General features: G+C 66.3%; 24 protein-coding genes. 6 read left to right on the top strand and 18 right to left on the bottom strand.

Annotated elements, in window-relative coordinates; translation table 11 throughout:
• Positions 1 to 40: 40 nt before the first annotated feature.
• The 5 genes from G372_RS0112245 to G372_RS0112220 form a co-directional block, all read right to left on the bottom strand.
• Positions 41 to 1285 (bottom strand): type II restriction endonuclease, encoded by a 1245-nt coding sequence (locus G372_RS0112245; protein WP_019624334.1) that lies wholly within the window; start codon positions 1283 to 1285, stop codon positions 41 to 43.
• Positions 1282 to 1788, bottom strand: a complete 507-nt coding sequence (locus tag G372_RS0112240) for a very short patch repair endonuclease (RefSeq protein WP_019624335.1) — start codon at positions 1786 to 1788, stop codon at positions 1282 to 1284. Before G372_RS0112240 ends, G372_RS0112245 begins: the two co-directional genes overlap by 4 nt.
• Positions 1785 to 3095, bottom strand: a complete 1311-nt coding sequence (gene dcm, locus G372_RS0112235) for a DNA (cytosine-5-)-methyltransferase (protein WP_019624336.1) — start codon at positions 3093 to 3095, stop codon at positions 1785 to 1787. The genes G372_RS0112240 and dcm overlap by 4 nt, the downstream gene beginning before the upstream one ends.
• A gap of 129 nt (positions 3096 to 3224) precedes the next feature.
• A complete protein-coding gene (locus G372_RS0112230; RefSeq protein WP_020008873.1) occupies positions 3225 to 3437 on the bottom strand; it encodes a hypothetical protein in 213 nt (70 codons plus the stop codon).
• Between the two features lie 236 nt (positions 3438 to 3673).
• A complete protein-coding gene (locus tag G372_RS0112220) occupies positions 3674 to 4702 on the bottom strand; it encodes a tyrosine-type recombinase/integrase (protein ID WP_019624339.1) in 1029 nt (342 codons plus the stop codon).
• Positions 4703 to 4905: 203 nt separating this feature from the next.
• Here G372_RS0112220 and G372_RS0112215 point away from each other — a divergent pair, with 203 nt between their 5' ends.
• Positions 4906 to 5232: a hypothetical protein gene (locus G372_RS0112215; protein ID WP_020008872.1), complete on the top strand. Its 327-nt coding sequence runs from the start codon at positions 4906 to 4908 to the stop codon at positions 5230 to 5232.
• Here G372_RS0112215 and G372_RS0112210 read toward each other — a convergent pair.
• On the bottom strand, positions 5140 to 5907 hold the full coding sequence (locus tag G372_RS0112210; protein WP_019624340.1) for an arylesterase: 768 nt from the start codon (positions 5905 to 5907) through the stop codon (positions 5140 to 5142). The genes G372_RS0112215 and G372_RS0112210 overlap by 93 nt on opposite strands.
• Here G372_RS0112210 and G372_RS0112205 point away from each other — a divergent pair.
• A complete protein-coding gene (locus G372_RS0112205; protein WP_018864434.1) occupies positions 5906 to 6616 on the top strand; it encodes an ABC transporter ATP-binding protein in 711 nt (236 codons plus the stop codon). The two genes, G372_RS0112210 and G372_RS0112205, sit on opposite strands and share 2 nt — an antisense overlap.
• Positions 6613 to 9135, top strand: a complete 2523-nt coding sequence (locus G372_RS0112200; RefSeq protein WP_026340392.1) for an ABC transporter permease — start codon at positions 6613 to 6615, stop codon at positions 9133 to 9135. Before G372_RS0112205 ends, G372_RS0112200 begins: the two co-directional genes overlap by 4 nt.
• 25 nt (positions 9136 to 9160) lie before the next feature.
• Here the strand turns inward: G372_RS0112200 and G372_RS0112195 are convergent, their stop codons facing one another.
• Positions 9161 to 10042: an undecaprenyl-diphosphate phosphatase gene (locus tag G372_RS0112195; RefSeq protein WP_019624342.1), complete on the bottom strand. Its 882-nt coding sequence runs from the start codon at positions 10040 to 10042 to the stop codon at positions 9161 to 9163.
• 257 nt (positions 10043 to 10299) lie between these two features.
• Between G372_RS0112195 and G372_RS0112190 the strand changes: the two genes are divergently transcribed.
• Together G372_RS0112190 and G372_RS0112185 are read left to right on the top strand one after the other, a co-directional pair.
• Positions 10300 to 10731: an Rrf2 family transcriptional regulator gene (locus tag G372_RS0112190; RefSeq protein ID WP_018864437.1), complete on the top strand. Its 432-nt coding sequence runs from the start codon at positions 10300 to 10302 to the stop codon at positions 10729 to 10731.
• A 23-nt stretch (positions 10732 to 10754) separates the two neighbouring features.
• Positions 10755 to 12428, top strand: coding sequence for an ExeM/NucH family extracellular endonuclease (locus G372_RS0112185; protein ID WP_019624343.1), 1674 nt, complete (start codon positions 10755 to 10757; stop codon positions 12426 to 12428).
• Here the strand turns inward: G372_RS0112185 and G372_RS0112180 are convergent.
• The 11 genes from G372_RS0112180 to G372_RS0112130 all read right to left on the bottom strand — a co-directional run bounded on the left by G372_RS0112180 (position 12425) and on the right by G372_RS0112130 (position 20878).
• A complete protein-coding gene (locus tag G372_RS0112180; protein WP_019624344.1) occupies positions 12425 to 13369 on the bottom strand; it encodes a mechanosensitive ion channel family protein in 945 nt (314 codons plus the stop codon). The two genes, G372_RS0112185 and G372_RS0112180, sit on opposite strands and share 4 nt — an antisense overlap.
• A 9-nt stretch (positions 13370 to 13378) precedes the next feature.
• A complete protein-coding gene (locus G372_RS0112175) occupies positions 13379 to 14185 on the bottom strand; it encodes a hypothetical protein (RefSeq protein ID WP_018864440.1) in 807 nt (268 codons plus the stop codon).
• 57 nt (positions 14186 to 14242) lie between these two features.
• Positions 14243 to 15328 carry a PA0069 family radical SAM protein gene (locus tag G372_RS0112170; RefSeq protein ID WP_019624345.1) on the bottom strand — a complete coding sequence of 362 codons (1086 nt, stop codon included), beginning with the start codon at positions 15326 to 15328 and terminating at the stop codon, positions 14243 to 14245.
• Positions 15325 to 15687, bottom strand: coding sequence for a DnaJ family domain-containing protein (locus G372_RS0112165; RefSeq protein WP_019624346.1), 363 nt, complete (start codon positions 15685 to 15687; stop codon positions 15325 to 15327). The genes G372_RS0112170 and G372_RS0112165 overlap by 4 nt, the downstream gene beginning before the upstream one ends.
• Positions 15688 to 15690: 3 nt before the next feature.
• Positions 15691 to 16182, bottom strand: coding sequence for an O-acetyl-ADP-ribose deacetylase (locus G372_RS0112160; protein WP_019624347.1), 492 nt, complete (start codon positions 16180 to 16182; stop codon positions 15691 to 15693).
• Positions 16183 to 16189: 7 nt separating this feature from the next.
• Positions 16190 to 16654, bottom strand: coding sequence for a hypothetical protein (locus tag G372_RS0112155; RefSeq protein WP_018864444.1), 465 nt, complete (start codon positions 16652 to 16654; stop codon positions 16190 to 16192).
• 124 nt (positions 16655 to 16778) lie between these two features.
• Positions 16779 to 17816, bottom strand: coding sequence for a dihydroorotase (gene pyrC / locus G372_RS0112150; RefSeq protein ID WP_019624348.1), 1038 nt, complete (start codon positions 17814 to 17816; stop codon positions 16779 to 16781).
• Positions 17817 to 17868: 52 nt separating this feature from the next.
• On the bottom strand, positions 17869 to 18138 hold the full coding sequence (locus G372_RS0112145) for a DUF167 domain-containing protein (protein WP_018864446.1): 270 nt from the start codon (positions 18136 to 18138) through the stop codon (positions 17869 to 17871).
• A gap of 5 nt (positions 18139 to 18143) precedes the next feature.
• Entirely contained in the window at positions 18144 to 18890 is a 747-nt protein-coding gene (locus G372_RS0112140) for a class I SAM-dependent methyltransferase (protein WP_018864447.1), read from the bottom strand.
• 72 nt (positions 18891 to 18962) lie between these two features.
• Positions 18963 to 19964 carry a chorismate transformation FkbO/Hyg5 family protein gene (locus G372_RS0112135; RefSeq protein ID WP_019624349.1) on the bottom strand — a complete coding sequence of 334 codons (1002 nt, stop codon included), beginning with the start codon at positions 19962 to 19964 and terminating at the stop codon, positions 18963 to 18965.
• Positions 19965 to 20020: 56 nt separating this feature from the next.
• Entirely contained in the window at positions 20021 to 20878 is an 858-nt protein-coding gene (locus G372_RS0112130; RefSeq protein WP_019624350.1) for an alpha/beta hydrolase, read from the bottom strand.
• A gap of 118 nt (positions 20879 to 20996) precedes the next feature.
• Here G372_RS0112130 and G372_RS0112125 point away from each other — a divergent pair, with 118 nt between their 5' ends.
• Positions 20997 to 23198, top strand: a complete 2202-nt coding sequence (locus tag G372_RS0112125; protein WP_019624351.1) for a RelA/SpoT family protein — start codon at positions 20997 to 20999, stop codon at positions 23196 to 23198.
• The last annotated feature ends 157 nt before the right edge of the window (positions 23199 to 23355 follow it).

Raw genomic sequence — 23355 nt, 5'->3', positions numbered from 1 at the left:
CCGTCGCATGGAAACACGATCTCGTCAACAGCTCGCCACATCACCCTATAGTCCCGCCGCGCTCACCAGCAGACTTGACGCGATCGATAAACTCCCGCAGCTCAATAATCTGATCTCGCTGGGCTACCGAATAAGACGAGTGGACAGCTTCTGGAACCACGAGCTGCAGGTTGTGAGCCAGCATCTCATCCGTATGCGTCTTGGTGATCCCCGGTTCAAGGGTGGCAAGGTACTTTGTCCTCAGTCGTTTCCCCTCCGCCAAGACCTGCCGCCAACGTTCCTTGCAGGTGGTCTTCGCTCCAAGCAGGAAAAGCCGGGACGCCGGAAAAGCAGGGTCGTGGTATTCGGAAAACCCCGGAAAGAGGAAATCCGGCCGGGACTTATTCTCAGTAACCCGCTTGGCGCCGCCCTTCTCGAACCGCAGGCAGTGTGCCGTGAAGAGTGCCGAGAGATGGTTCTCGAACGCATGCCCCATTCGTGACTTTCGGCGGTTATGGACACTTAGGGAGAACCTGACGAATTCGTCAACGTCCCCGTGGAAACCCTGCTCCAACCGCTCCAGAACAACCTCGCGCTCATAGGCCCGAAAGAGGGCTTCTTCGCGCTCCATCCACGCGAGGAGCGTGTCATCAGGCTGTCCCAGTGGGTCGCCACGACTGAGCTCCCTAGCCAGCGATGAGAATTCCGCCGTCGAGGGGAACCGGTCGGGAAAACGCTCGAGGACGATTTCTAGATCCCCAGTGGCGTCGTCCGGTTGGATCGAGGCGACGCCGATCTCCTCGAGGAGTAGCTTAAGCGGCAGGGTCAGCGCTGACGCCGGCATCGATGCGGCCTGGAACCGCTCGCCCAAGTCCCCGAATCCGAACACGTGCCGGATCTGCGATTCGACTTCCGACTCACCGGGCGCGAATACGATCAGCAGGGACCCATCACGCGCCTTGGCAATGACCATGAGGTCGCCCTCGGCGATCCGGTCCGTAACGGCATTGCTCCGGTAATAGAGCCGGTATTCGGGGGTGCGACTGGGGTTCTTCCATCGGCAGTCGTACCAGGATACCGTGTCCTCCACGATCTCGGGGGGCGTGTCTTCATCGTCCTCGAGATAGGCCATGACCGTATCGAACCGGAGCACCTCATCCTTCGCCGGCTCGCCCAGATAGCGCCTGAAGCCAGCGCTCGGCAGGCCTCCGATCTCATGCTGGTTCGATTTGTCCGGCTCGGCGTCCACGGCACTCAGCCATTTGGCCGCGGCCCCCTCGAAAAGCTCCGATATCGAATCGATCACCCTGCGTCCTCCCTGCGGGCATCACTTCCTGTACCGCGTTCCGTTAAGCGCGAAAGCCCTCGGATCTCGTGTCGGCCGGATCTCCCATTCAGCCATTCCGTCACCTGCTGCAGCAGGTCTTCCGCCGCGAGCCGGTCGCGGCCCCGCATCGCACATTCCCAGACCTCGAGCACGCGCCACCCCATGTCGAGAAGCGTGGTCCTGTTTCTCCGGTCCCGCTCTCGGTTCTTTGCGATTTTCTCTCGCCAGAACTCCTCGCGCGTTGACGGCATCTGGAAGAGGTGACAGTCGTGGCCATGCCAGAAGCAGCCATGAACGAATATGACCGCTGAATATCGAGGGAAAACCAGGTCGGGGCGGCCCGGAAGCTCTTTAGCGTGCAGCCGGTAACGAAAACCCTTCGCATGCAGCGCACGCCGTAGCCAAAGTTCCGGCTTGGTGTCGCTCCCCCGCACCCGGCTCATCAGCCGGCTGCGTGCCTCCGTCGTGAGCCGGTCGGTCACGCCGTATCCCGGAACTCCATGGGCAATTCGGCCTGCTCGCTCTCCTCTTCGGAACGGATGTCCGCAAGGATATGGGGAACCATCGCGGAGGCGATCTCGCGGATGACGGGCACCACCACGGAGTTCCCGAACTGACGGTACGCCTGGGTGTCACTGACCGGGATCTGGAAGTCGTCCCCGAAGCCCATCAGGCGCGCGCACTCCCGTGGTGTGAGACGGCGCGGTCGGGCTTTGCGCCCCCGGTCCACCAGAATCTCGGACCCGTCCTTGTGATAGCGAGCGGAGAGCGTGCGCGCGGTGTCGCCCGGACCGACCTTGCTGTAACCAAAACCGTTGCCGGCGCGTTCATGCTTGGCGCGGTAATCCTGCAGATACTTCCAAAGCTTCTCGCTGAGCGTGTATTTGGAGCCGACCTTCGCCTTCGGGCCCTCCGTATAGGGTGGTTCCGCAGCTTCCGACCCATCCTCCGGATGCAGGATCTCCCGGAGCGTCCTGGCATCAGGCCGAGGGAAATCCAGCTGGTTCCAAGTAAAGGGAGTGTCCTTCCGGAAACCGACCATATAGATCCGCTCACGATGCTGCGGAACGAACCCCTTGCCATCAATGATCCGGTCGTGGACCTGATAGCCCAGCTCGTCCAGCACCTTGCGGATTACTTCATAGGTCCGCCCACCATCGTGACTGCGCAGGTTCTTCACGTTCTCGAGCAGAAAGGCTCGGGGCCGCTTGACCTCGATAATCCGCGCAACGTCGAAGAACAGTGTCCCCTGCGCCTCGCACAGGAAACCATGATCCCGACCGAGACTGTTCTTCTTGGAGACGCCCGCGAGCGAGAACGGCTGACAGGGAAAACCGGCGAGCAGAACGTCATGTTCCGGAATCTGCTCCCCAATTGACCGACTGTTCTGCTCCGCGTCGTCGGATACCGCAGTAATCTCCCGGATATCGGTCTGGATCTTCTCGTCCTCATTTCCGAAATTGGCCCGGTAGGTCTGCAGTGCGAATTTGTCCCATTCACTGGAGAAGACACAGTGGCCACCGGCCCCTTCGAATCCTTGACGGATGCCGCCGATGCCAGCAAACAGATCGATGAAGGTGAACTGCCCACCGGAAGAAGCGCGTAATGGGGCCCGCTGTCTGAGAACCTGACTCAGAGCCGGTTCCCAATGGGCCGGCATGGGAACCTCTCCCCTTTCCCAACGACGAACGGTCCGCTCATCTACCCCGAGTTCACGGGCCACATCCGCCCGCGTGGTCAGGTCAAGCGCAGAGCGGAGCAGGTTTGTTGGGGTATCGGAGGAGTGCATGGCGGGCCTCTCTGGGAATCATTCCGGACATCATGCCCGGTTACCGTCCCGCCTGTCTAGCGGGATTACACCTGCAAGCGGAGCTGAATCCCGCAGCTTCGAGCACCGCTCGAGATCAGGGCACTGGCTTCAGTGCCGGGTACCCTGAAACAAAGTCGCCCGCTCGTCTTCGCTCAGAACGAAGAAATCCTCAATCCTGCCATTGAGCGTGATGCCATCCGCCCACGTCAGACCAACCTGGCCCGGCCCCTGACCAATGAAGTATTGCCCCAGGTGATCCTTGTGGACTGGGTAGGAGAGTGTTTGCCAGAAAACCCACTCACCGCGATCCACGGCGTCCATTACTTCCTTCCCCGACCTGAACAGCCCGTATCTGAATGGCACCGCCCTATCCTCCACCTCAATCCCTGCGGAGCCTCCCACGCCCCGGGGCACACAAATCAAGTCTTCACTTGCTGCCAACCAGCCTCTCGGCCACCCATCCCACCACCATGAACACCCCGTACGCAGCCACTACGGCCAGCGTGGTCCATATGATGGCGATCGATAATGGTGACATGGCAAACCTCCCTGCCCGCCTAGCCAAGCCGCTCCACCAAGTCGTCAGCCCGCAGGTGCGTGTAGCGGCGCAGCATCGCGAGGTCAGTGTGTCCGGTGATTGCAGAGACCTCAACGATCGACAGGCCCCGCTCGAACAGGCGTGAGGTCGCCTCGTGGCGGAGGTCGTGGAAGCGCACACCTACGAGCCAATCCGCCTCGGGGGTGGCTCCAGCCGCCTCCTGCGTCTCGACATGGCGCGCCCGTGCCGTCTGCACCGCGCGGGCGAACGCCCGGCTGGCCGCGTCAGGTGTCAGGCCCCAGACCCGCCCTGACAGTCTGCGCGGTATCGCAGCGAGCTCATCCCGCGCTCTCGTCGAGAGGGGGACATCGCGGGCTTGGCCGTTTTTGGTGTCCGGCAGGTGGACCACCCGTCGGCGAAGATCAACGCGCTCCCAGGTCAGGCCGGTCAGCTCGCCGCGCCGCATGGCCGTCTCGACGGCCACGCGGCAGAGGCTCGGCAGCTCCCGTGACCCGGTAACGGCCAGGATCGCATCCAGTTCGGCGTCCGACACCCTGCGCTCGCGACCGCGCCCCGCCGGGGGAAGACGCACACGATCCATCGGTGCGCCATGGGGTATATGGATGCCCCAGTCGGTCATCGCCACCCGATAAATACGCCCCAGCAGCCCCAGCTCCTTTCTCACTTGGTCGCCAGAGACGGTCTGTAGCCGACGGTCCCGGTACGCCGCGATCCGGTCGGGCGTGAGCGCGATGAGCGAGTGCGGCCCCCACTCGTCGATCAGGCGCGTGAGGTCGGAGGCGATCTGCCGACGGGACTTTTTCGTGGGGAGGATCTCGCGCGCGTAGCGCTCGCACGCATCGGCCACCGTGGTCCGTTCCCCGTCGGTGCGCGGCAGGAACTGGCCGGTATCCATCTCACGCTCGGTCGCCCTCGCCCACTTCGCGGCGTCCTCGCGGGCGCTGAAGGTCTTCGTGATCGAGGGCTGACCCAGACGGCGTATCTGGGCCTCCCATTTGCCGGTCGAGCGTCGTCGGATGGTGGCCATTTTTCGGCCTCACTGTGGCAGGATTGTGGCAAGAGCCTACAGATTGCCCGATATACCCTGCTATTGCTAGACACCCCTCCCCCCTCCTAAGGGGCAGGTCGCAGGTTCGAATCCTGCCGGGGACACCACCCTTCTCTCTACGCCTCTCTGTGGCCAGGCCGAGCGGGCTGGTGTCGGCAGGGAATCCGCCGTAAGGTAGTCCAATGGCGACACTGACCATGGAACAGACCGAGCAGCTGGTCCATCTCCTGGCTCCGCTGATCGGGGTGCAGGGGGAAGTGGACGGCCGCATGGTGGAACTGGTCGAGGTCCTCGACGAAGGCCCCCGCGGCGAGCCCGGTGTTGCGCTGATGGAGACCGGCCTGGACCGCCCGATTCAGACCAACCAGTACGGCGACCCGCTGTCACGGCACTCGCTTGTTCGCACCCTGCCGCTGCTATCCGAGGTCGAGCGCGATGTTCATCCGGTACTGCGTCAGCTCCTCCCCGAGGACGTCCTGACGGATCTGCGCCGGGCGCTCGGAGACTGAAACCGCGTCGTCCAGACAGGCCTCTATCCCGCGCATCATGGGCTCCAGATGGGGCCATACGGCCTCCAGCATGTAGGGCTGCGCCTCGGGCGTCGGGTGAATCCCGTCATCCATAATCATCCCGTCGCGCAAGGCGATTTCGTGCAGGAAGAACGGCTCGAACACCAGCCCGCGTTCCCGAGCCAGATCGGTGAAGACGGCCTCGAAGCGCTGGGTGTACTGCGGGCCGTAATTGGGCGGGATGCGGATCCCGAGCAGCAGGGCCTGGGCGCCCGCCGTGTCGATCACCTCCAGCATCGCCTCCAGGTTGTCGCGCATGGCACGTGGCGAGAGCCCGCGCAGGCCGTCGTTGCCCCCCAGCGCCAGAATCACGAGATCGGGATTCTCCCGTTCCAGGACCTCCGGCAGGCGTTCGCGTCCCCCGGCCGTCGTCTCGCCACTGATCGAGGCATTCGCGACGCGCCAGGGATGGTTGCGCTCGCTCAGACGCTCCTCCAGGAGCCCCACCCAGCTTTCGGTGTCACTCATGCCGTAGGCCGCGCTCAGGGAATCGCCGAACACCAGCACCTTCGCGGGTTCTTCCCCCGAATTTTCCGCACTGATGGAATTCGCAAGGCCAAGCGGACTCCATAGCAACGCGAGCCACGCAATAATGACCAGGGAATAACGCCACATGGATGCATCCTCATCTTCGGTTCTGGAAGCCCGTGACCTGCAACAGCGGATCGCCGGGCCCAGCGGTGTACTCGATATCCTGCGCGGGATCTCGCTGTCGGTTCAGGCCGGCGAGACCGTCGCGATCCTGGGTGCATCCGGGTCCGGCAAATCCACGCTGCTCGGACTTCTTGCAGGTCTGGACGCTCCAAGCGCCGGAGAAGTTCGCCTGCTGGGGCAAACGATCAGCGAACTGGACGAGGATGGCCGCGCGGCCTTGCGCGCCGGCCGTGTCGGCTTTGTATTCCAGTCCTTCCAGCTGCTCCCGGCGCTGACCGCCTTCGAGAATGTGCTCCTGCCGCTGGAGTTGAACCCCGAGCACGAAGGGCGCTCGCAAGTCGAGATCTCGGCGTGGGCCCGGGATGCGCTGAAACGCGTGGGACTGAGCGAGCGAGAAGCCCATTACCCGCACCAGCTCTCGGGAGGCGAACAGCAGCGCGTCGCCATCGCCCGCGCCATCGTCGACCGACCCGCCGTGCTGTTTGCCGACGAGCCCACAGGCAACCTCGACGGCCAGACCGGTGGACGCATTATCGACCTCTTGTTCAGCCTCGCGCGGGACCCCGACCACGAGGACCGGCGCACGGCGCTGATCCTGGTGACGCATGACGCCGATCTCGCGCAGCAATGCGATCGTATCCTCCACATCCAGGACGGCATGCTCGCATGACAGGTCTGTTCGGGCGAGGCGGAATGCGCACATGGGTTCGTGGCGTCTGGCGCGAATGGCGCAGTGCCGAGCTGCGTGTGCTCGCGACAGCCCTGGTCGTCGCCGTGGCCGCCGTGGCAGCGGTCGGCTTCTTTACCGACCGCGTGGACCGGGGCATGGCGCAGCAGGCCACCCTGCTGCTGGGGGGTGACATGGCCGTGGTCGGCAATGACCCGATACCCGAGGAATGGCTGGCCGAGGCCGAGCGTCAAGGCCTTCAGACCGCCCGTACCGCTGCGCTTCCCAGCGTCCTGTTCACGCCCGATGATGACTCCCGCCTGTCCGCCCTGCGCGCGGTGGATCGGGACTGGCCCCTGCTGGGCGAGGCCCTCGTACGCAGCACCGCAGACCGGGATCCCGAGCCGTACACGCGGGGGCCGGAACCCGGCACCGCATGGCTCGAGGGTGCCCTCCTGCAGGCCCTGGAGCTTGAGGTCGGCGATACCGTCGAGGTTGGCGAACTGGAACTGGAGATAGCCGGCGAGATCGTGCGTGAGCCGGATCGCGGGAGTTACCTGCTGGATATTGCCCCTCGGCTGATGCTCGCCTTTGACGATCTCGAGATCAGCGGGCTGATCGCGCCTGGTAGCCGGGTGCGCTACGAACTCTTTGTGACCGGGCCGGCAACCCAGCTTGAGCGCTACCGTGACTGGATCGAGGAACGCCTGGAGCCGGGCCAGCGCCTGCGCGGCCTTGATGACGCCAGCCCGGAGTTGCAGGTCGCGATCGAACGGGCGGAACGCTTCCTCGGCCTGGCCTCGTTGATGGCCGTCCTCCTGGCAGGGGCCGCGATCGCGGTCGCGGCCCACCATTTTGCCCAACGCCGGGCCGACCCCGCCGCTGTCATGCGCGCGCTGGGGGCCAGCGGACGAAGGATCCTCCGACTCTACTTCGGCCATGTCCTGCTCATTGCCCTGGTCGCGAGCAGCGTAGGGCTGATCATCGGGTTCGGGGCGCAATTTGTCCTGTCCGCACTGCTTGGGGAATGGCTTGCGGGGGACCTGCCACCCCCGGGGGCGCGGCCGGTCGCGGCTGGCTTCGGTGTCGGTCTGATCACCGCCATCGGCTTCGCCCTGCCCGCGTTGCTGCGCATTGGCCGCGTGCCGCCCCTGCGGGTACTGCGCCGCGACCTGGGGCTCCCGCCCGCTTCCGTCTGGCTGTCCGGACTCCTCGCCCTGCTGACCTTCGGCGCGCTGCTGTACTGGCAAGCGGCCGACCCGCAGCTGGCCGCGTGGGTCCTGCTCGGGACCGCAGGCGCCTTGCTCGTACTCGGGGCGCTGGGGCTGCTGATGGTGCTGGCCCTGCGCCCGCTGCGCGACCACGGGGGCATGGCACTGCGTTTCGGGCTTGCCAACCTCTCCCGGCGGGGCGGACTGAGCGCCGTGCAACTCGTGGCCTTCAGCATCGGCATCCTCGCGCTGCTGCTGCTGGCAATCGTGCGCGTGGATCTGCTCTCCGCCTGGGATGCGAGCATCCCCGAGGACGCCCCGAACCAGTTCTTCGTCAATATCCAGCCCGGACAGGAAGAGGCTTTCGCCGACCGGATCGAGGCCTCCGGGCTCGAACGTCCACAAATGGACCCGATGATTCGCGGGCGCCTGATCGCGATCAACGACCAGCCGGTCCAGCCCGATGACTTTGACGACGACCAGACCCGGCGCCTGGTCGATCGCGAGTTCAACCTCTCCTACGCGGAGGAGCCGCCGGCGCACAACCGCGTGATCGAAGGCCACTGGTTCCATCACGGCCCGACCGGCGAGGCGGCCGACGATGTGTGGTCGGTCGAGGCCGGACTGATGGAGCGCTTTGGCCTGGAGACCGGCGACAGCCTCACCTTCCGGGTGGGCGGGCAGCCCGTGCGCGGGGTCATCGCCAATGTCCGCGAGGTCGACTGGGACAGCTTCCGGGTCAATTTCTTTGTGATCGGGCCACCCGCCCTGCTGGGCGACCAGCCGCGCACCTACATCACCGCGCTGCATGTGCCGGAGGGCATGGGGGCGGAGCAGAACCGCTGGCTGCGCGAATTCCCGGCCGTCTCGGCGATCGACGTCAGCGCGATCATCGAGCAGGTCCGCGATGTGATGGATCAGGCCACACGCGCGGTCGAGTATGTCTTCCTGTTCACGCTGCTCGCGGGGCTCACCGTACTGCTCGCGGCCGTGCAGGCCACCCGCGACGTCCGCCGTCGCGAGACCGCCCTGTTACGTGCACTGGGGGCCCGACGCCACCACATCCGCCGGGCGTTGCTGGCCGAGTTCGGCAGCCTGGGCTTTCTGGCCGGGTTGCTGGCCGCCATCATCGCCACCGCCGTCGGGGCCCTGCTGGCCTGGCAGGTGTTCGAGTTCGACTACCGCATCAACCCCATGACGTTCGTCTTCGGGATCGTCGGGGGGACCCTGGGCATCGCGCTGGCCGGCTGGCTGGGCACACGCAGCGTACTGCGCCAGGCGCCACTCGGGGTCCTGCGCGGCCCCGAGTGATGCGCCAGCCGACCCGGACAATCCATCAGTGGCCGTACATGATGTCCACGTCGAGGAAGCCGAACAGCACCAGGGCCGCCAGCGCCCAGACATAAAAGGAAAAGACCTTCAGCCGTGCGCGATAGAGGAAGAACAGGACCATCTTCAGGGAGATCACGCCGACCACCGCGGAGACCACGAAACCCACGATCAGCGGGGTCCAGCTCAGATCCCCCAGTCCATTACCGCTGTTCCACACATCCAGCGACTGAACGGCAGTCGCGGCCAGGATCGTCGGGATGGCAAGGAAAAAGCTGTATTCCGCAGCCCAGCGCCGCTTGAGGCCCGAGAACAGCGCAAAGGTGATGGTCATGCCGCTGCGGCTGAGGCCCGGTACCAGCGCGAAGCCCTGGGCCACACCAATGATCGTGGCGATCTTCGGCCCCAGCTTGCGCAGCCCCAGCGGGCGGCGGCTCAACCGATCGGTCCACCACAGCAGGATGCCGGTCAAGGTAAGGGTACCGGCGATCAGCGTCGGATTGGCGAACACGTGCTCGAAGCTCGCCTTCAGCGTTAAGCCGATCACGGCGGTGGCGAACACCGACAAGCCACAAAGCAGCGCCAGGCGCAGGAACAGCATCTCGCGGCCCGCGCTGCCGCCCGCCGAGGCCCATTGCCAGCTCTCGCGGGCGATCCCGCCGCTCAGGCGCCAAAGACTCTGGCGGAACACATAGATGATCGACACCAGCGTGCCGACATGCACGACCAGATCGAACAGGATCATCTCCGGGCTTTCCGGCGGTGGCAGCGGCTCGCCACTGAGGATCAGCCAGTGCTGGGTAAGCACCAGGTGCGCGGTCGAACTGACCGGCAAGAACATGAATATTCCCTGCACGACCCCGAGCAGGGCGGCGACCCAGACTGTCATTCCAATTCCGCTTTCATCCCCAAGGCGGGCGCAGTATACGGAAAAGGCCTGCCAAACGTTGTTACCGGGTTCGCGGTGCGCCACTCCACTGCATACCGGGGCCTTGCTTGTTTTTGCACTACGCCGGCCTTATTGTCCCTTTATCCGTTCACATAACCGTATATCTGGCAGCCGACCAACCGAACCCGTGTTGCACACGAGAACCCACGGGACCTGGCGAGCGCCGACAAGGCCTGCAAACCGCCAACGAGTCACCCATGCAACTAACCCGCTTCACCGACTTTTCCCTGCGCGTCCTGATGTACCTGACGGTCCAGCCCAGCGACCAGCGCGTCACCGTCACCGAGATCTCCGAACGCTTCGGCATCCCGCGCAACCACCTGGTCAAGATCGTCCATCAGCTCGGCCAGAAGGGCTACCTGGTTACCCGCCGCGGCAAGGGAGGCGGCATCTCGCTTGCGCGCGACCCCGAATCGATCAATATCGGGGCCGTCGTCCGCGACATGGAACCCAACCTCAATGTGGTCGACTGCGAGAACCCGATGTGCCCGATCCTGCCCGGCTGCCAGCTGCGCGGGGTGCTGGACGACGCCCGGGACGCCTTTCTCGCCGTGCTCGACCAATACAGCATTCGGGACGTTACCCAGTCACCCGACCACCTGCGGTCCCTGCTACGCTTTAGCGCCTGACCCGCAATATTGAGGACGCCGCCATGGACCGGCACGTGACCTCCATTCGCCGCACACTCGCCAGCGTGGTCCCGCGGGTATTGGTCGTAGCTTTCGCACTGGCCGTGCCATCCGCGCATGCGCTGGCGCCCGCGTGTCCCCCCGACCGCACCAGCCTCACGACGGACGAGTTGCTGGCCGAACCACCGGCGGACGCTACATCCGTCGTGCTGGAGGGCATCGTCACCGGCGTCTTCATGGGCGCCGATGAACTGGGCGGCTTCTACCTGCAGAACGACGTGGCCGACACGCCGACCGGGGTGTTCGTCTACGCCCCCCGCCAGGAGCCGGTAAAACCCGGCGATCGACTGCGTGTCGAGGGCCGCTTTGGCCATCACCACGGCCGCCCCCAGCTCGCCCGCATCGACGACATCGAGACCTGCGGCAGCGGGCGGCTGCCCGAGCCGGTGGCGCTCGAGCTCCCGCGCGACGCCCAGCGCCTGCAGGACTTCGAAGACGTACGCGTGCGCTTCGGTCAGACCCTGACCGTCACGGGACACCATGAGCTTGAGCGCTACGGCAGCCTGACGCTCTCCGCCGAAGGACGCCTGTGGCACCCGGGCCAGACCGGCCAGTTCGACGACCACGACCATGCCGAACGCCGCATCGTGCTGGACGATGGCAGCTACCGCGCCCGCCCGGAGCCGGTCCCCTACCTCGACGACCGGGGCACACGCCGCGTCGGCAGCCAGGTCACCGGCCTGACCGGCATCCTGACGCATGCCTTCGATGCCCACCGCCTGCACCCGACCGAAACGCCACAGTGGGAGGGTGGTAGCCGTCCCGACCCGCCCGATCCGGCGACAGACGGCGCACTGCGCATCGTCACCGCTAACATGGAGAACGACTTCATCACGCTGGGCGAACGCGGCGCGGCCAGTCGCGCCGAACGCCAGCGGCAGGAGGCCAAGCTGAATGCCGCCCTGCTCCCGTTGAAGGCCGACTTGATCACGGCCATCGAGCTGGAAAACCGGCCCGCCGCGCGCGAACGCCTGATCGAACGCCTGAGCCAGCAAGGCGACACCACCTACCAGGCCGTCCGCCATCCCGCGCCGGGGACGGACGCGATCAAGGTCGGCATTACCTACCGTGCCGATCGTCTGGAACTGCTGGATGCCGTCGCCGATCAAGACCGCGTGCATCATCGTCCGCCACTGCTCGCATGGTTCGGCACACCGGAAGGCGAAGCCCTGTTCGGGGTCGTGGCGGTGCACTTCAAGGCCAAGTCCGGATGTCCTTCCAGCGGCGACGTGGATCGTGGACAGGGCTGCTGGAACGAGCGGCGAACGGCCCAGGCCCAACGCCTGGCGCAGTGGATCGAACAGGAACGTCGCGACGAGCTGCCCGTGATCGTCGCCGGCGACCTGAACGCCTACGCCAAGGAAGACCCGATCCGTGTACTACGCGAGGCGGGGAAACGGGATCTGGTACATGCCGAGCCCGACCGGGCCTACAGCTATGTCTTTCGCGGCCAGTCCGGGCAACTGGACTACCTCCTCGGCCCGGAGGGGATCGCCGAACGCGTCGGTGAAGCCGGCTCCTGGGCGATCAACGCCGACGAACCGGCCTTTCTCGGCTTCGACGGGAGCCAGCCCGCCGAGGGGCCATGGCGCGCCTCGGACCACGACCCGGTCTGGATGAACCTGCGGGTCGACTAGTCGCGCGTCGAGTGCCGCTCGGCCTCTGACGCTCCCGCGTCGGTCTCCGCCTCGCCGGCCTTCTCGTCCATCTTCTCGGCGGCCTCGGTCTCCTCGTCGCTCAGGTTGTCCCGGATCACCCGCACGGGGATCGGCCCGCCATCGATATGGCTCAGCGTGCGCTGCGGGAACGGGATCTCGATGCCTGCCTCGTCGAGCGCGGCCTTCACCTGCATGTGCATGCTGTTGCGCAGATCCAGGAAATTCTCCCGCCGCGCCCATACGGACAGCTGAATCTTCAGCGCGGAATCCCCGTACTCGAGGAAGATGAACAGCGGCTTGGGCTCCTCCAGGCAGACCGGGTTGCGGTCCGCCACATCCATCAGGATGTCGCGCAGTACCTTGAGGTCAGTGCGGTAGGCCACCCCGATCTGCATGTCCAGACGACGAATCGGGAAGCGCGTCAGGTTGGTGATCTGCGACTTCACCAGGCTCTCGTTGGGTACTCGCACCAGCAGGTTGTCGAACGTACGCAGCTTCACCGACAGCAGGTCGATGGACAGCACCTCCCCCGTTGCGTCCCCCACCTTGATGAAGTCGCCGACCGAGAAGGGCCGCTCCCCGATCAGGAACAACCCCGAGATCAGGTTGGACGCCGAGGTCTGCGAGGCAAAGCCCAGGGCCACCGTCAGGATGCCGGCCGCCCCCAGCAGCACGGTGAGATCGAAGCCCAGCTCGCGCAGCCCGGAGACCACCGCCAGGACCAGGATCACGTAGAAGCTGATGCGGCGCATCAGCATGATCTGCTGGGCATCCATGTGCCGGCCGAAGGCCCGCGTCAGGCTGCGCGAGACCAGTCGCGCCAGGATCAAACCAACAATGATGTACAGCGAGGCCCGCAGCGCAGCGAGAAAGCCATCGCTGGTCAGGAAGTCCATGGTGCCTTGCATCCAGCCGTCCATCCTGCTCTCCTACTGGAACAGGGCGCTGAACGCCCGCACCATCACATGCCGCCCGCCCACCTCGCGCGGCTCGGCGATCCGCTCCGCCCCCTCGGCCTCGGCGGGCGGCCCGGCGTCGATCTTCATCGCCGCCATGTCCTGGTCTTCCTCGCGCTCCATGCGTACCGCCGGGGTCCACAGGCGGTTGTGCCGATCGGCATAGACCGGGAGACGCGGCACCGGCAGGTTCACCCGCTCCAGGAACAGCGCATCCAGTGCCTTGTTATGGATCGTCAGTGGCGTGACCACGCGATGCGGGCGCTCCGGGACATCCTCCAGTGCGAGCCGCGCCTGAGTGCGCGTGGCATAGCACAACTCTCCTTCGACCGTATTGGGGCCGAACCAGGTATCCGAAGGCACATAGACCGGGAATTCGTGCGCCCGCGCATCGCCCAGGTAGAACTGGACCCAGGCAGGCGAACTGAGGAACAGCGTAACCCGGCCCTGGGCCGGCACATAGAACGGGTTTTCCGGTCGACTGACCATCGGACGGTCGGCCAGCGCGATCCGCAATTCCGGCTGTGTGTCGCCGGTGGCCCCGGCAAAGCGCAGCCGCTCGGACAATGACTCGGGCCACTCGGCATCGGTCGGCACCTGAATGTCCAGGGTGGAATCGGCGGCGTCGCGCGGCCGGTCCAGCCCCAGGCGCCATTCCGCCGGGGTATGCTCAAGCCAGATATCCAGCGGCCCGACGGACCAGCGCCCGATCCGCCCCTGTGGCAACGACCAGCGCCCCCACCAGGTCGGCCGCTTCCCTGTCTGGTCCTTGTCGGTCATCCCTGGTGATGTCCTGTGTCCGCTACCGATGTTCTCCGCGACCACTGTAGCGCACTCCTAAAACAGATCCATCTGCGGACCACGGTCGGCCTCCGGTGCCGCTGGCGGGCGAAAGTGCGTGGTATCCAATTCCGCCAGGCGGCCGGCGAGACCGGCCCGGCGTCGGGCGAGGCGAAAGCGCTGGCGAAGCAGCGTTGCATAGGGGCCCGCCCCGACCATCCGGTGACCAAAGCTCGAATCGTACAACTGGCCGCCGTGCGCTTCGCGCAGGCGCTGCAGCACATGATCCGCCTTCAGCGGGTGATGGGTGCGCAGCCAGTCCTCGAACAACGGCGCCACCTCCCGCGGCAGGCGCAGCAGCACGTAGCCGGCGCTGGTTGCCCCGGCCTCGCGCGCCGCATCCAGCAACGACTCCAGCTCGCCGTCGGTGAGTACCGGGATCAGGGGTGCCACCAGCACCGCCACCGGCACCCCGGCCTCGCTCAGTCTGCGCATGGTCTCCAGACGTCGCTGGGGGGCCGCCGCGCGTGGCTCCAAATGGCGCGAAAGCGCCCGATCCAGCGTGGTCACGGAGATCGCCACCTGCACCAGGCCCCGCTCCGCCATGGGTCCGAGCAGGTCCAGGTCGCGCTCCACCAGCGCGGACTTGGTCACGATGGAGACCGGATGTCGCGCCTCGGCCAGCACCTCGAGGACCTCCCGCGTGATGCGCCACTCGCGCTCCACCGGCTGGTAGGCATCCGTGTTGATGCCCAGCGCCAGGGGCGTCACGCGATGTGCGGGCCGTGCCAGTTCGCGGCGCAGGCAGTCGGCCGCGCCCACCTTGGCAAACAGCCGGCTCTCGAAGTCGAGCCCCGGCGACAGCCCGACATAGGCATGTGCCGGCCGCGCGAAACAGTACGCGCAGCCGTGCTCACAGCCTCGGTAGGGATTCAGGGACAGCTCGAACGGAACATCCGGCGACTGGTTCCAGGACAGCACCTTGCGCGGGTGTTCCGGCGTGACCTCGGTGCGCAGCGGCCGGGGCTCTTCGTCATCGCCCACCCAGCCATCGTCGAACGGTTCGCGGTGCGTGGTCTCGAAGCGCGCAAGGGGCTGGATCGTCGCGCCGCGGCCACGAACCGCTCCATCGCGCTCATTCATCGTAGCCGCTCGCAGAGCTGGCGAAAGTAGCCAGACTCGGAGATCAGGCCGCGCCCCTCGCCCGACTGGTTCAGCCGATCCAGCAGTACGCGCAGCCGCCGGGCGGCCCGGTCACGCGCGGCGGCATCGTCGGCCGCTTGCAGCAGGGCCTCGGCCGAAGCGATCTCGCCGCGCAGGCGCACGGCCTCCGGCACATACCCCGCGTTCTTCATCACCCGGAACGCCATGCGCAGCTCCTCCGGCACATCGCGGTCATCGTCGAGTTCCAGTGGCCGCCCCGCCCCGGGCAGGTCATCGAACTCGCCCCGCCGTGCCGCATCGGCGAGCTTCGCCTCGACTTGCGCCTCGGAGAGCAGCATCCGTCAACGCCCTAGCCGATCGAGGTAGACATCCGCATCGGCCGCACTGAACGCGCAGACCAACAGGCGACGAAACCGGTCCTCCCGCTCCCGCAGCTGTTCCAGCGCGATATCGGCCGCGCGGTCCTTGGGAAACCGGTAGACGCCCGTACTGATCAGCGGAAAGGCCACCTCGCGCAGACCATATTCGATCGCCAGTTCCAGGCTTGAGCGGTAACAGGAGGCGAGCAGGCGGTCCTCGCCCGCCTGGCCGCCCTGCCACACCGGACCGACGGTGTGGATCACGTATTCCGCCGGGAGGCGGAACCCGGGGGTAATGCGCGCCTCGCCGGTGGGGCACCCGCCAATGGCCCGGGTGGCCTCCAGCAGCTCGGGCCCGGCCGCGCGATGAATGGCCCCGTCGACCCCGCCACCGCCCAGCAGGCTCTCGTTGGCGGCGTTGACGATCGCATCCACCTCCAGGGTGGTGATGTCGCCCTGTACGACCGAGATCATGGCTGCCCTATGCCGGCACCATCCAGAGCGTCAGCGACAGCAGGATGGCCGTCATGCTCAGACCAATGATCGGAAGCATCATGACCCCCGCAAGCGCCTCGCGCCGGAACAGGCGGAACGCCATCCCCACAAGCGTCAGGGCCCAGCCGAACGCGACGAAAAACGCCAGCGCAAAGACCTCGGTGCTCCACAGCACGATCAGCGCCACTGGCAACGCCAGGTTCAGGAAGACCACGCCCAGCTCCTGCGACCCGGCGGCACGCCCTGCGGTCAGTGCGTAGCCGTAGGCGGCCCAGACCATCACCATGCCAAACCCCAGTGCGCCTGCGGCCGGCGACGCCAGCGGCGCGCGCAGGATCGCGGCACCATGCGGTTCCAGGTTCACACCCAGTGCAATGATCAGCAGGGCCACACCCACGCTGATCAGCAGCCAGAACCACAGGGTTCCGCGTTGTACATCCGGCTCGGTCATGTACCCTCCTTGGGAGTCGCCGCGCGAGGCAGGCATCAATCGGTTTCTGTACTACGGGGGACCACAGCCAGTCCTGGAGGTTCGCCCCGGCACCCATGCGCACCGGTGCGACCCTGTGGCGCAATCAGTGCCGTGCCAGCTGCCAGGCGACCGACTCGCCCGCACGCAGCGGCACGCCAGGGTCATGGCCGAACAGCACAGCCTCCGGAACGGTCCAGTCCACCCGCTCCAGCGTGATCGTGTCGGTGTTGCGGGGCAGCCCGTAGAAATCCGGCCCGTGGAAGCTGGCAAACCCCTCCAGCCGGTCGAGCGCATCCACCGAGGCGAACGCCTCGGCATAGAACTCGATCGCGGCATGGGCCGAGTAGATACCGGCGCAACCGCAGGCCGATTCCTTCGCATGCCGAGGATGCGGGGCGCTATCCGTGCCCAGGAAAAAACGAGGATTCCCGCTGGTAGCCGCGCGCAACAGCGCCTGACGATGGCGCTCGCGCTTCAGGATTGGCAGGCAGTAGTAGTGCGGGCGGATCCCTCCGGCGAACAGGGCATTGCGGTTGTACAGCATGTGCTGTGGCGTGATGGTCGCCGCGATGTTAGCCGGCCCCGACTCCACGAATGCCACACCGGCCTCGGTCGTGGTGTGTTCCAGGACCACTCGCAGCTCCGGAAATTCGCGGGTGAGCGGCTGCAGATGGCGGTCGATGAACGCGGCCTCGCGGTCGAAGATGTCCACCTCCGGGTCGGTCACCTCGCCATGCACCAGCAGCGGCAGATCCACCCGCTGCATCGCCTCGAACACCGGGTAGCAACGCTGGATGTCGGTCACGCCACTGGCCGCATTGGTCGTCGCCCCGGCCGGATACAGCTTCACACCGTGGATAAACCCGCTGGCCTTGGCGGCCTCAATCATTCCGGGCGTGGTCGCCTCGGTCAGATAAAGCGTCATCAGAGGCTCGAAATCCGCCCCTTCGGGCAAGGCCGCGAGGATACGCTCGCGATACTCGGCAGCCGCCTCCACCGTCGTCACCGGCGGCTTGAGGTTCGGCATGATGATCGCGCGGCAGAACCGCCGGGCAGTATCCGGCAGCACACTGGCGAGCACATCGCCGTCGCGCAGGTGCAGGTGCCAGTCGTCGGGTCGGGTAATCGTCAGTCGATTCATCGGGTCGGACTCGTCTCGAGGCGCCGCTGCCAGCCACCGGCGAGGGCGCTTGTTACGGTGAATGGGATGGTAACGCGCGGCGCAGTTCCGCCTCGCTGTAACCCTCGATCGCCACGGTCTTGTCGCGCGCGGCGGCGCCCGCCACCACGCGTACGTCCCGGGCGGTACAGCCCAGCTGCTTCGCCAGCAAGGCGCAAACGGCCTGGTTGGCTCGCCCCTTCTCGGGCGGGGCCTGGACCTGCAGCTTGAGGGTGTCGCCCATCCACGGGCCGATCGAGTTGCGCTTGCTGCCCGGGGCAACCTTGACCCGCAGACGCGCCACCCGCCTTAATCCTCCGGGCGCGTCGCCAGGTAGGCGCTGAACACACCCAGCTGCACCTCGCGCTGGACATCCATAAAGCCCACGTCCTCCAGCACGCCCATAATCCTTTCCGGCGGGACACACTCATTGATGGTATCCCAGAAATAGCGCATCAGAAGATGCCCGTCCGGATCACGCGTCAGCATGCGACTGAGGAAGGGGATGAAGTCCCGAAAGTAGAATCGGGCCATCTTGAACTGGCGCTCCGTGCTCGGCCGCGAAACCTCCAGAATCATGCAGCGCCCACCCGGCTTGAGCACTCGAAAGTACTCGCCGAACAGCTCGTGCAGGTCGCGCACGTGGCGTAGGCCGTAGCCCATGTACACGCGGTCGAACTGCTTGTCCGGCAGCGGCAGCTGCTCGCCCAGGCCCTCGATAAAGCGCGCCTTGATCGAGCGTCGGGCCACATCAATCATGCCGCGGCTCGGGTCAACGCAGGTGATGTTCTCGTCCCCGACCACCTTGCGCACCTCGCGCGCCACCGGACCCGTCCCCGTGGCCACGTCGAGGATATCCATGCCCGGTTGCAGACCTGATTGCTTCAGTGCGTAGCGGCGATAGGCCTGCCCGGTACCGAGAAACCCCCAGCGCAGGATGCGATCGTAATGCGGCGCGGTACGATCGAACAGGTCATCAACAAAAGCCCGTTTCTCCGACTCGTCGCCGTAATAGTCCTTCAGTACCGGATGCGGCTCGTAGCCCGGCTCACTCATCGATATACCCCCCAAATGCGCGCGCCGCGCGCCTGTTGTTCTTCCCTGCCCGCGCGAGGCGGGTCCTGCGAATTACCCCTGGCGGTACAGCCCCTCGATCTCCACTAGCAGCTCGCTACGGCAGATATCGCCATGCAGCATCAGAATATCGACGTCTTCGCCCAGGCACTGCCGCAAGTGGCCCCACGCGCGCGCGCCGTCGGCGCGATGGCGCAGATAGACCTTCAGCATGGAGAGGTCGCCCGGGTCACGCAGGGCCACGGAACCCTCCTCGGAGGCGGCCTCCAGCAACACCCCGATGTTGCGCAGACTCTCGTCGATCTGCGCCTCGAGGTCGCCGGGATGCCGACTCTCGTGGCCCACGATACTGGCGGTCCCGGAGATAAACAGCTCCGCGGCCCCGCCCTCGTCCTGGCTCATCCGCGCCCTCGCAAACGACGGACTGCGCGGGCCGTATTGTCGCGGATAGCGAAACGCGCTGACCTGGCGCGGGTTCTCGATGCGCAGCGTGGTCTCCCGCGTCGCGATGAAGTAGATCAGCATGCCGTCGACGTGCGTGCCGATGGCGGTCGCCGCCGGCAGGTCGCGTTCGAAGTCCGGCAGGGCCTCGAACACCCGAGCGCGCCCGGCGCAGAAACTTCGATAGCGCTCTTGCCCGTCAACTGACTGGTTGATCGCGGGGAAGTAGTTCCAGGCGCGCACAAGGTGACCGAACCCCCGGTCCCGGCAGGCCTCGAGAATGGCGCGATAGGCCTCCTCGGTAATGGCCTCGGGGTCCTCGTCGGCGCCATGCGGACGATACCAGCAACCGACCAGCCGATCGCCGGCCTGCGCCAGCATCAGCTCGTCCACCTGCTCGGTGCGTACCGCGCCCGCCGCATACCACAGCTCGGGGGCCACCTCGGTGCCCTCCGGGATCTCCATCGGCTCGAGCCCCAGAGCGATATCGATCCCGTCGGGGCGCAAGGTGGCACCGGTGACACCACCGAAGCGCAGCGCGAGCACCGGCGAGGCACCCGGGCCTTCCTGCCGACTGATGGCGAGCCCTGGCGGGCCCAGTTCAAGCTGAGGCATTCACGCGTCCATGCCGTTGGAGACGGGCACAAAAGCCGAGGATTCTAGCACTACGCCTACTCCTCGTCCCCTTCCGTGCGCTCCGACGGGCGCAGCTCCAGCCCGGCGTCCTCCAGGAATTCGCGCAAACCTTCCATGTACCGCTCGCCGGTCGCGCGGTAGGCGTCGTTATGGCCGCCTTCCAGCGCCATCAACCGCGCCCCCTCGCCACTCGCATCCAGCAGACGCTCGGCATGCGCAAACGGCACGATCTCGTCCTCGCGCGCATGGCTGAACAGCAGCGGCGCCTCGATCGCCCCGACCCGGCCCAGCACATCGTATTCATGCCGGATCAGCGCACGCACGGGCAGCCACGGGTACACCTCCGCGCCGAGATCGGCCGCCGAGGTAAAGGCCGCCTCCAGAATCACCGCCGCGGGATTCTTCGTTTCCGCCAGGCGCGCCGCCACGGCTGCCCCCAGCGATCGCCCGAACAGCACGATCTCATCCGGCTCGTATTCCAGGTGATCGCGCAGCCAGTGCCAGGCCGCGCGGGCGTCCTGATGGGTCCCCTCCTCGTCGGGGCGCCCCTGGCTCTTGCCGTAGCCCCGGTAGTCGATGATCAGTACCGCCAGCCCCAGGTGATGGAACTGCTCCAGCGACTCCAGGCGGTGGCCGATATTCCCCGCGTTGCCATGCAAGAAGAGCAACACCGGTGCATCGTCTTCGGGGCCCGGGAGGTACCATCCGTGCAGCCGGACGCCATCCTCGGTGTCCAGCGCTACATCCTCGTAGTCCAGACCAACATTGGCCGGATTGCCGACCACATTGCTGCTCGGCATGTAGATCAGCCGATCCTGCGTCAAGTAGATCAGACCCACCACCAGGGCATATCCGACCAGCAGGATCAGCACCAACTTCAACAGGTTCATCATGCCCCGATCGTGACCGGGCACGCGGGCATTGGCAAGCCAAACCGGACACCGGTCACACAACTTGCCCTCGCGCCTGCGCTTTGCCCCGCCAAAGCCTGGCGTACAATACGCAGCCATCATGCGTCACTCACTGCTCACCACCACCGACCTGCAGGGCCTGGACCGCGCCCAGCTGGTCGCGCATTTCGCCGAGCCCAACGGCGATGCGGCATCGACCCGCAAACTGACCGATGCGCTAGGCCTGGCCATCGCCTCGGTGGATGACTCCGGTCTCGAGGCGCACCCCCTGGATGTCGCCGAGACCCTGCGCCACCTCAATGTGGACCGGCAGACCATCACCGCCGCCCTCCTGGTCAGCGCCTTTCTGGCTCGGCAGATCAACGCACGCGAGCTCCAGGAACGCTTCGGTAGTTCCATCGCGCGCTTGACCGCCAACGTCGCCGAACTGGTCAGCCGTCGCTTCGAGGCCCCTGTGGGGCGCCCGGAACAGGCCGAGCGCCTGCGGCGCATGCTGATGGCGATGGTCGATGACGTGCGCGCGGTGCTGATCAAGCTCGGCTACCGCGTGCAGCACCTGCGCCTGGCCGCCAAGGAACCGGACGACAGCGCCCGCGTGCTCGCGCAGGAGACGCTCGACGTCATCGCGCCACTGGCGAACCGACTGGGTGTGGGACAACTGAAGTGGGAGATGGAGGACCTGTCCCTGCGCATCCTCGAACCCCAGACGTACCGCGAGATTGCCAAGGGTCTGGAGGAGAACCGGACCGAGCGCGAGGCCTACGTCGAACGCTTCGCTCGGAGCCTCCGCGAGCGCCTCGCCGCCGACGGCATCGAGGCGCGCGTGTTCGGGCGGCCCAAGCACATCTACAGCATCTGGAAAAAACTGCAGCGCAAGCAGACCTCGCTGGACGAGCTCTACGACCTGCGCGCCACCCGCGTGATCGTCGACGAACTCGCCACCTGCTATACCGTGCTGGGCATCGTGCACAACGACTGGCGCCACCTGCCCAGCGAGTTCGACGACTACATCGCCAACCCCAAGGACAACGGCTACCAGTCGCTGCACACCGCCGTGGTCGGGCCAGAAGGCAAGGTCGTGGAGGTGCAGATCCGCACCCGCGAGATGGACGACTTCGCCGAACTGGGGGTCGCCGCACACTGGCGCTACAAGGAAGGCGGGCGCGAGGACCAGGCGCTCAACCGTGCGATCAGCAGCCTGCGACAGCTGCTGGAGGCCGCCGACAACTCCGACCAGAACCTGCTCGACGAGATCCAGAGCGAGCCGCTGCACCAGCGCGTGTTCGTGCTCACGCCCCAGGGCGAGGTGATCGACCTGAATCAGGGCGCCACCCCGCTCGACTTCGCCTACGCCGTGCACACCGAGGTGGGCCACCGCTGCCGGGGCGCCAAGGTGGACGGGCACATCGTCCCGCTCACCTACAAGCTGAAATCCGGCGAACGCGTCGAGGTGCTGACCACCCGCGAGGGCGCCCCCAGCCGCGACTGGCTCAACCCCAATCTCGGCTACCTGAACACCGCCCGCGCCCGCTCCAAGGTACGCACCTGGTTCCGACAGCAGCACCAGGACGAACACCTGGCCACCGGCAAGCACCTGCTCGACCGCGAATGCCAGCGCCTCGGCTGCGGCCCCAATCTGGACCGCACCGCCCTCGCCGAGGCCATGAAGTTCCAGACCTTCGACGAGCTGCTGATCGCGCTCGGCGCTGGGGATATCACCACGAACCAGATTGCCGGGCGCATCTCCCAGCAGCTGCGCGAGCAGCGTCAGGCGGAAAAGGCCCGGGCCGAAGAGGCGGCTCCATCCCGACCCACCGAACCGCGCCGGGAAGAACGCATCCAGGACGACGAGATCCGCATCCGCGGCGTCGGCGGCCTGCTGACCTCCCGCGCGCGCTGCTGCAACCCGCAACCGGGCGACCCGATCGTCGGCTTCATCACGCGCGGCGCCGGCGTCTCCGTCCACCGCAGCGACTGCGTCAACATCCTGCGCATGCCGGAGGAGAAGCGCGGCCGCCTGATCCCCGTCTCCTGGGGCGACGAACCCGAACGCGAAGCCATCACCCTCGAACTCGAGGCCCACGACCGCGCCGGCCTGCTGGGCGAGGTCGGCAACGCCTTCTCCGACAGCGGCATCAACCTGCTGCGGGTGAACACCCGCACCGACCCAAGCGACCGCAGCGTGCTGATGGAACTCGAAGCCGAAATCAGCGACCTCGGCGAACTCAGCACCCTGTTCGACCGCCTGCAATCCCTCAGCAGCGTCCTGTCCGTCCGCCGCGTCCCCAACCCATCATCCTGACGCGCCCACAACACCCAACCGCCCCGCCCGACACCGCCGAACCCCAGCCAGCCCTGCCGCATTCCTCCAAAACCCCGTCATCCCGACCGCGGCCCTCCCAACCACGTCATCCCGGCCGTAGCGAAGCGGAGAGCCGGGATCTCCAGCGCCAGACCGA

The sequence above is a fragment of the Thioalkalivibrio thiocyanoxidans ARh2 genome, from assembly GCF_000385215.1.
In the GTDB taxonomy this organism is placed as follows: domain Bacteria; phylum Pseudomonadota; class Gammaproteobacteria; order Ectothiorhodospirales; family Ectothiorhodospiraceae; genus Thioalkalivibrio; species Thioalkalivibrio thiocyanoxidans.
This window is presented reverse-complemented; position numbering and strand designations above follow the sequence as displayed.

Coding starts and splice junctions, on each gene's coding strand:
- G372_RS0112170 (WP_019624345.1), bottom strand. CDS start 15,328: ATGAATGAGCGCGATGGAGCGGTTCGTGGCCGCGGCGCGACGATCCAG.
- G372_RS0112125 (WP_019624351.1), top strand. CDS start 20,997: ATGCGTCACTCACTGCTCACCACCACCGACCTGCAGGGCCTGGACCGC.
- G372_RS0112135 (WP_019624349.1), bottom strand. CDS start 19,964: ATGCCTCAGCTTGAACTGGGCCCGCCAGGGCTCGCCATCAGTCGGCAG.
- G372_RS0112195 (WP_019624342.1), bottom strand. CDS start 10,042: ATGACAGTCTGGGTCGCCGCCCTGCTCGGGGTCGTGCAGGGAATATTC.
- G372_RS0112210 (WP_019624340.1), bottom strand. CDS start 5,907: ATGTGGCGTTATTCCCTGGTCATTATTGCGTGGCTCGCGTTGCTATGG.
- G372_RS0112160 (WP_019624347.1), bottom strand. CDS start 16,182: ATGATCTCGGTCGTACAGGGCGACATCACCACCCTGGAGGTGGATGCG.
- G372_RS0112200 (WP_026340392.1), top strand. CDS start 6,613: ATGACAGGTCTGTTCGGGCGAGGCGGAATGCGCACATGGGTTCGTGGC.
- G372_RS0112190 (WP_018864437.1), top strand. CDS start 10,300: ATGCAACTAACCCGCTTCACCGACTTTTCCCTGCGCGTCCTGATGTAC.
- G372_RS0112230 (WP_020008873.1), bottom strand. CDS start 3,437: ATGGACGCCGTGGATCGCGGTGAGTGGGTTTTCTGGCAAACACTCTCC.
- G372_RS0112165 (WP_019624346.1), bottom strand. CDS start 15,687: ATGCTGCTCTCCGAGGCGCAAGTCGAGGCGAAGCTCGCCGATGCGGCA.
- G372_RS0112175 (WP_018864440.1), bottom strand. CDS start 14,185: ATGACCGACAAGGACCAGACAGGGAAGCGGCCGACCTGGTGGGGGCGC.
- G372_RS0112155 (WP_018864444.1), bottom strand. CDS start 16,654: ATGACCGAGCCGGATGTACAACGCGGAACCCTGTGGTTCTGGCTGCTG.
- G372_RS0112220 (WP_019624339.1), bottom strand. CDS start 4,702: ATGGCCACCATCCGACGACGCTCGACCGGCAAATGGGAGGCCCAGATA.
- G372_RS0112140 (WP_018864447.1), bottom strand. CDS start 18,890: ATGAGTGAGCCGGGCTACGAGCCGCATCCGGTACTGAAGGACTATTAC.
- G372_RS0112205 (WP_018864434.1), top strand. CDS start 5,906: ATGGATGCATCCTCATCTTCGGTTCTGGAAGCCCGTGACCTGCAACAG.
- dcm (WP_019624336.1), bottom strand. CDS start 3,095: ATGCACTCCTCCGATACCCCAACAAACCTGCTCCGCTCTGCGCTTGAC.
- G372_RS0112130 (WP_019624350.1), bottom strand. CDS start 20,878: ATGATGAACCTGTTGAAGTTGGTGCTGATCCTGCTGGTCGGATATGCC.
- G372_RS0112215 (WP_020008872.1), top strand. CDS start 4,906: ATGGCGACACTGACCATGGAACAGACCGAGCAGCTGGTCCATCTCCTG.
- G372_RS0112185 (WP_019624343.1), top strand. CDS start 10,755: ATGGACCGGCACGTGACCTCCATTCGCCGCACACTCGCCAGCGTGGTC.
- pyrC (WP_019624348.1), bottom strand. CDS start 17,816: ATGAATCGACTGACGATTACCCGACCCGACGACTGGCACCTGCACCTG.
- G372_RS0112180 (WP_019624344.1), bottom strand. CDS start 13,369: ATGGACGGCTGGATGCAAGGCACCATGGACTTCCTGACCAGCGATGGC.